Below are 5,754 nucleotides of genomic sequence, written 5' to 3'. Positions count from 1 at the left end.
GCCACGTCCTTGCCCAGCCCGGGCATCGCGACCTTGTGGAAGAAGCGCCGGAACAGAAGCTGCGGGTCGGCCTGCAGGTCGGCGATGCGGCTGACCGGCGCCATGACCAGCTTCCGCTTCAATGCCTCCGCACTGAGCTCGGTTTTGGTCTTGTCTGCAACGAAGCGTTCGAACAGCGGTCGGAACTCCGCTTTCATCGCTGCCGTCGCGCGGATCGGCCGGTCTTTCCAGTCGTCTTCCAGCAGGCGGGTCACGCCGTCGAAGCCCTCGTCCTTCATCCAGGTCAGCAGCGCGTTCCAGGACACGCTGAGCGACAACGGTGCGGCCAGGAAGACGTACCCGTCCTTGCAGGCGAACGCGGCTTCCGTCGCGTCCCGCACGCCTTCGCCGCCGCGCGACATCACCTGCCCTTCAAGGTCGTAGACTTGCAGCGCGTTCTGCAACGAATGGGCGATCGCCTCCTGCGCCGAGACGTCCAGCACATGGCCGTTGCCGCTCTGCTCCAGGTCCCACAAAGCCAGCGCCGTCGCAGCCGCCGCATAGAGCGAGGTCACGAACACACTCTGCTCGCCCGCCAGCTTCAAAGGCGGCTTGCCCGGCTCCCCGGACAGCCAGGTGATGCCGCCCAGCGCCTGCGCCACGAGATCGCAGCCGACGAAGCCGGCATAGGGCCCGGTCAGGCCGAAATAGGATACGGATGCAACGACACGTGCGCCGGGAATCGCAACGATATCGGCCAGCGGCACCTCGGTCGCCCCCGGTTCGTACACCACCACCTGCGCCGCCCCCACCAGATCGGCGAACACCGCCCGGCCTGCGTCGGTGCCGGTGTCCACCCGCAGCGCCTTCTTGTTCAGATTCAGGAAAGCGTGAGGGATTCCGCCGAATGTCGCCACGTCAACGCCGGACGGGACAGGCGGCCGCGAGCGGTCGGCCCGACCCCGCGGCGGCTCGACCCGGATCACCTCGGCCCCGAGGTCGGCAAACAACCGGGTGCAATAGGACCCGAGTTCGCGCGTCAGATCGATGATTCGTACGCCGCTGTACGGGCGTTGCTCCTGCGTTTCCATGCCTTGCTCTATCCGTTGTTGCTGTGGAGCGCCGCTCGGATAATGCATCATATAAAAAATAGCCGCAAGCCTCGGACCTAGGAAGAGTCGCCTGTACGCTGCGTGATTTCACGCCAGCCGTTCCTGATGTGCCGCACCATGGCGTCGACCGCGCCCGCCTTGTCCTGCTGCTGCACGCGATCGAGGAACAGCACGTGCTCCGATCGCATGCGCCGCGGCCGGTCCTGCTTCACGTCCTGCAGCGTGAACGGGTATTTCGCCCAGAGCACGCGGACGAAGTGCAGCGTCTGCGGCCGTTCCGCCATTTCGTACAAGCAGAAATGAAACCGGTAGTTCTCGGTGCGGACCTTGAACAGGTCGCCCGCTTCCAGCGCCGCCTCCAGCGCCTGTTGCAGGGACAGCAGTTTCGCCAAGCCTGCCTGGTCCATCCGGTCCAACGCCGCCGCAGTCAGGCTCCGTTCCAACGCCAGGCGCAGGTCGAAGATTTCCGTCAGGCTCGTAGGCATGATCTCCGGAACGATCAACCCCTTGTGCGGCAGGCCCCGGATGTAGCCTTCGGCCTCCAGCGCCAGCAGGGCCTCGCGCACCGGGGTGATCGAAACGCCCAGCTCCTCCGCCAGATCGGCCTGCTTCAGCTTGGTCCCGCGACCGTAGATACCGATGATGATCCGCTCACGGATGATCTCCGCCACGCTCTCCTGCTTGGTCGCGAACGACATGGACTAGGCCGGGGCCCCGGTCTGCATGCATGGCGGATGCGGTGGTTTCATCGTCACGGCGGCCTCCCTCAAACGCCAAGATGGGCGAGCAGCTCACCCTCTTCACGGATCACGTCATCATTGCTCATGGTGCGGATGATGCGTCCGTTTTCCACCAGATTGTGGCGATCGGCAACCGAGGTCGCAAATGGCAGGTTCTGTTCCACCAGCAGAACCGTCAGCCCCTCGGTCTTCAACTGCGACACGACGCGTCCGATCGTATCGATGATCACCGGCGCCAGGCCCTCGGTGGGTTCGTCCAGCAGCAGGAAGTCGGCACCCATGTAGAGCGGGCGAGCGATGGAGAGCATTTGCTGTTCGCCGCCGGAGAGGTTGGTGGCGCGTTGGTGCGCGCGCGCCTTCAGGACGGGGAACAGGCCGAAGATGCGCTCCAGCGGCCAGGCCCTGGGACCCAGCGGCTTGCCGATGGTCAGGTTCTCCAGCACCGACAACGTGCCGAACATGCCGCGGTCCTCCGGCACGTAGCCCATCCCCAGCCTGCAGATCCGTTCCGGTCCCAGGGCGACGATCTCCTGCCCCTTGAACATGATGGAACCGCTTCGCCGCGGAATGTCGCCCATGATCGACTTCAGGGTCGTGGACTTGCCGGCGCCGTTGCGGCCGATCAGGGTGACGATCTCCCCCTGCCGCACGTCCAGGCTGATCCCCCGCAGCACCTGCGTATCGCCATAGGAGGCGTCGAGGCCGCGGATCTCAAGCATGGGCATGGCGCCCCTTGGTGCCCAGGTAGGCGTCGATCACGCGCTGGTCACGGCGTACGTCGTCGTAACGACCCCGGGTCAGAAGCTGGCCCTGCTGCAGCACCACGATCTCCTGCGCCAGGTCGGCGATGACGCCCAGGTTGTGCTCGACGACGATGACGGTCCGGCCTTCGGCGATCTGGCCGATCAGCTCCGTCACCTTGACGATGTCGCGCGCGGTCATGCCGGCGGTGGGTTCGTCCAGCAGCAATATGTCGGGTTCGGCGGCGAGGCTGATGCCCAGCTCCAGCGATCGTTTCAGGCCATAGGGCAAGGCGTTCGCGCTGCGGTCGCGCCATTCCGCCGGGATATGCACGCGCTTCAGGATGTCGTCGATCCGCGGGCCGTGACGCCGGCGCCAGGCGCTTCGGCGCAGGAAGCCGGTACCGCCGCCGTCACGGCGCTGGATCGGCAGCGCAAGATTCTCGGCCACCGTCAGGTTGCCGAAGATGCTGGTGATCTGGAAGCTGCGCACCACGCCGCGGCGCGCGATGGCCTCGGGCGACAGGCGGGTCACGTCGTCCCCGCGGTGGCGAAGCCGTCCCCTGGTGGGTTTCAGGAACCCGCTGAGCAGGTTGAACAGCGTCGTCTTGCCTGCGCCGTTGGGTCCGATGATCCCGTAGATCGCGCCGGCGGGAAAGCTGAGCGTCACGTCGTTCACCGCGATGAAGCCGCCGAACGACTTGGTCACGCCTTCGAGCGCCAAGGCATGGTCCGGGGCGGCATCCGCCGCAGAGGGGTGCGTGGTGGGGGCTGCTGGCTCGCCCATGTGGTTCCGTTCCTCCGCGCCGGTTGCGCCGGCGTTTGATGCATTATCAGTGAACCATACGTGTCGGATAATGCAAAATGCTTTTTATAAAACCCTTGACAGCCCCCGCCCGCCGGACCCAGCTTCCCGGCAACGAAACACGCAATACCGCGGGAGGAACGATGCGGAAGAGACTACTCGGGGCCGCGGCGGCAGCCGTCATGGCCGGGCTGGCCCTGGTCCATCAGCCGGCCCAGGCGGCGATGACCGGCAAGAAATTCACCATCCTGGTGATCACCGACCTGTCGACCGTCTTCTCCGACACCTCCGGCCAGGGATCGGTCGACGGGGTGAAGATGGCGGTGGACGATTTCGGCGGGTCGGTCAACGGCGTGCCGATCAAGGTCGTGGTGCTGGACAACAAGCTGGACGTCGCACTGACCATCAACAAGACGCGGGAGATCATCGACAGCCAAGGCGTCAACCTGATTACGGACGTTACCAGCTCGGCCGCCGCGATCGCGATCGCCAAGCTGGCCAACGAGCGCAAGATCACCACCACCTTCGTCAGTCCCGGCACGACCGCCCTGACGAACGAATACTGCAGCAAATACACCTGGCACTACGCCTGGGATACGACGGCGATGGCGACGGCGGCCGGCCGGGTGACGGACGAAGGCTTCAAGAAATGGTACTTCATCACCGCCGACTATGCCTTCGGCCACTCGCTGCTGGACCAGTTCAGCAAGACCGTGAAGGCCAAGGGCGGCACCATCCTGGGCAACGACATGGTGCCGTTCCCGAACGATGATTTCTCCAGCTACCTGCTGAAGGCGCAAGCCGCCGGCGCGCAGGCGATCGGTGTCCTGGAATCCGGCCAGGACCTGCGCAATGCCGTCAAGCAGGCCCGCGAGTTCGGACTGCTGGGCAACGGCAAGATCCAGATCGTGCCGGGGCAAATGAACTACACCGATGTCCGCTCCACCGGCATCCCCACCTGGAGCGGCATCACCGCCGGAGAGATCTGGTATTGGAACTACGACCAGCAGACCCGGGACTGGGCCGAGCGGTTCAAGAAGCGGTTCGGGATGATCCCGGCGAGCCTTTACGCTGGAAACTACTCCGCGGTGACGCAGGTCCTGGACACGGTGAAGAAGATCGGCACCGACGATCCCGATAAGATCGCCGCCGCGCTGGAAGGCTCCCATTTCAGCGACTTCTTCGCCCGCAACGCGACCTGGCGGAAGAAAGACCACACCGTGGTCCACGACATGTACGTGATCAGGGTGAAGCAGCCGGACCAGGTGAAGACGCCGGGAGACTATTACGACGTCGTCGCCACCATTCCCGGCAAGGACGTCTTCATCCCCGAGAACGAAACCACCTGCAAGCACGACTGGTAAGCCACAGCGAACGCCGATGGTCTCCTTCTACGTCCTTCAGCTCTTCAACGGGCTCGTCAACGGCGGTTTCATCGCCTTGATGAGCCTGGGGCTGAGCATCGTCTTCGGCTTGATGCGGGTCGTGAACTTCGCTCATGGCGCGATGTACATGCTGGGCGCGTTCGTGGCGTTCATCGGCGGGCATTATTTCGGCATTTCCCTCTGGTTCGCGCTGATCCTGTCATGGCTGCTGGTCGGCGGGCTGGGCGTGATCCTGGAACGCCTGCTGCTGTCCCGCCTGTATCGGCTGGACCCGGCATACAACCTCTTGCTGACGTTCGGGTTGACGATGATCATCGAAGACCTGATGCGCACCTTCTTCGCCACGACGGGCGGGCAGTTCCTGGTGCCGCATTTGCTGTCGGGCGTCGTCGACCTGGGGTTCACCTTCTATCCGAAATACCGCCTGTTCGTGCTGGCGGTTTCCGTCGTCATGTGCCTCGCGGCATGGTTCGTCCTGGAACGGACCCGCGTGGGCGCACTCGTCAGGGCGGCGACGGAGCGGCCGGAGCTGCTGAAATGTTTCGGTGGCAACGTTCCGCGGCTGATCTCCGGCACGTTCTTCTGCGCGACGGGCCTGGCCGGCCTGGCGGGTGCGCTGGCGGCGCCGATCCGCAGCGTCTCCCCCTTCATGGGGCAGGAGATGGTGGCGCTGACCTTCGCCGTCGTCGTTGCCGGCGGGATGGGGTCCATCGTCGGTTCGGTGCTGATGGGCTTCATCGTCGGCGTCCTGTCGGCCCTGTCGGCCATCTGGTATCCGCCGGCTTCGGTCGCGATCACCTACATCATCATGCTGGCGGTCCTGGTCGTCCGCCCTGGCGGCATCTTCCGCGGCGTCGATATCTCCAACTTCCCGCTGCACTATACCCCGATGACCGAACGGGCGCGGCGCATTTTCCAAAGCAACGGCCTGTTGCTGGCGGCGGTGGCGACCGGGGTGGTCCTGCCGTGGATCGTCTACCCGGTGGTGGCGAC

Annotated in this window: 6 protein-coding genes; 2 read left to right on the top strand and 4 right to left on the bottom strand. The window is 64.9% G+C overall.

Translation table 11 applies throughout. The features are described 5' to 3' along the window. The 4 genes from VHB27_RS06900 to VHB27_RS06885 form a co-directional block, all read right to left on the bottom strand. Positions 1-1,070 (bottom strand): CoA transferase (locus tag VHB27_RS06900; protein ID WP_325598577.1); only part of this gene is annotated, 1,070 nt, incomplete at its 3' end. 77 nt (positions 1,071-1,147) lie between these two features. After that, positions 1,148-1,789: a GntR family transcriptional regulator gene (locus VHB27_RS06895; RefSeq protein WP_325598575.1), complete on the bottom strand. Its 642-nt coding sequence runs from the start codon at positions 1,787-1,789 to the stop codon at positions 1,148-1,150. Positions 1,790-1,857: 68 nt separating this feature from the next. Continuing rightward, a complete protein-coding gene (locus VHB27_RS06890) occupies positions 1,858-2,550 on the bottom strand; it encodes an ABC transporter ATP-binding protein (protein ID WP_325598573.1) in 693 nt (230 codons plus the stop codon). After that, positions 2,543-3,358, bottom strand: a complete 816-nt coding sequence (locus VHB27_RS06885) for an ABC transporter ATP-binding protein (protein WP_325598571.1) — start codon at positions 3,356-3,358, stop codon at positions 2,543-2,545. The genes VHB27_RS06890 and VHB27_RS06885 overlap by 8 nt, the downstream gene beginning before the upstream one ends. Positions 3,359-3,519: 161 nt before the next feature. Here VHB27_RS06885 and VHB27_RS06880 point away from each other — a divergent pair, with 161 nt between their 5' ends. Together VHB27_RS06880 and VHB27_RS06875 are read left to right on the top strand one after the other, a co-directional pair. Next, on the top strand, positions 3,520-4,740 hold the full coding sequence (locus tag VHB27_RS06880) for an ABC transporter substrate-binding protein (RefSeq protein WP_325598569.1): 1,221 nt from the start codon (positions 3,520-3,522) through the stop codon (positions 4,738-4,740). Between the two features lie 16 nt (positions 4,741-4,756). Beyond that, positions 4,757-5,754: branched-chain amino acid ABC transporter permease (locus VHB27_RS06875; protein ID WP_325598567.1), on the top strand; the 998-nt coding region annotated here is incomplete at its 3' end.

Origin of the sequence: Rhodopila sp. (assembly GCF_035548235.1) — a bacterium.
Lineage (GTDB): Bacteria > Pseudomonadota > Alphaproteobacteria > Acetobacterales > Acetobacteraceae > Rhodopila.
Note: the sequence above shows the minus strand (reverse complement) of the source record. Positions and strands in the feature narration are given on the sequence as shown.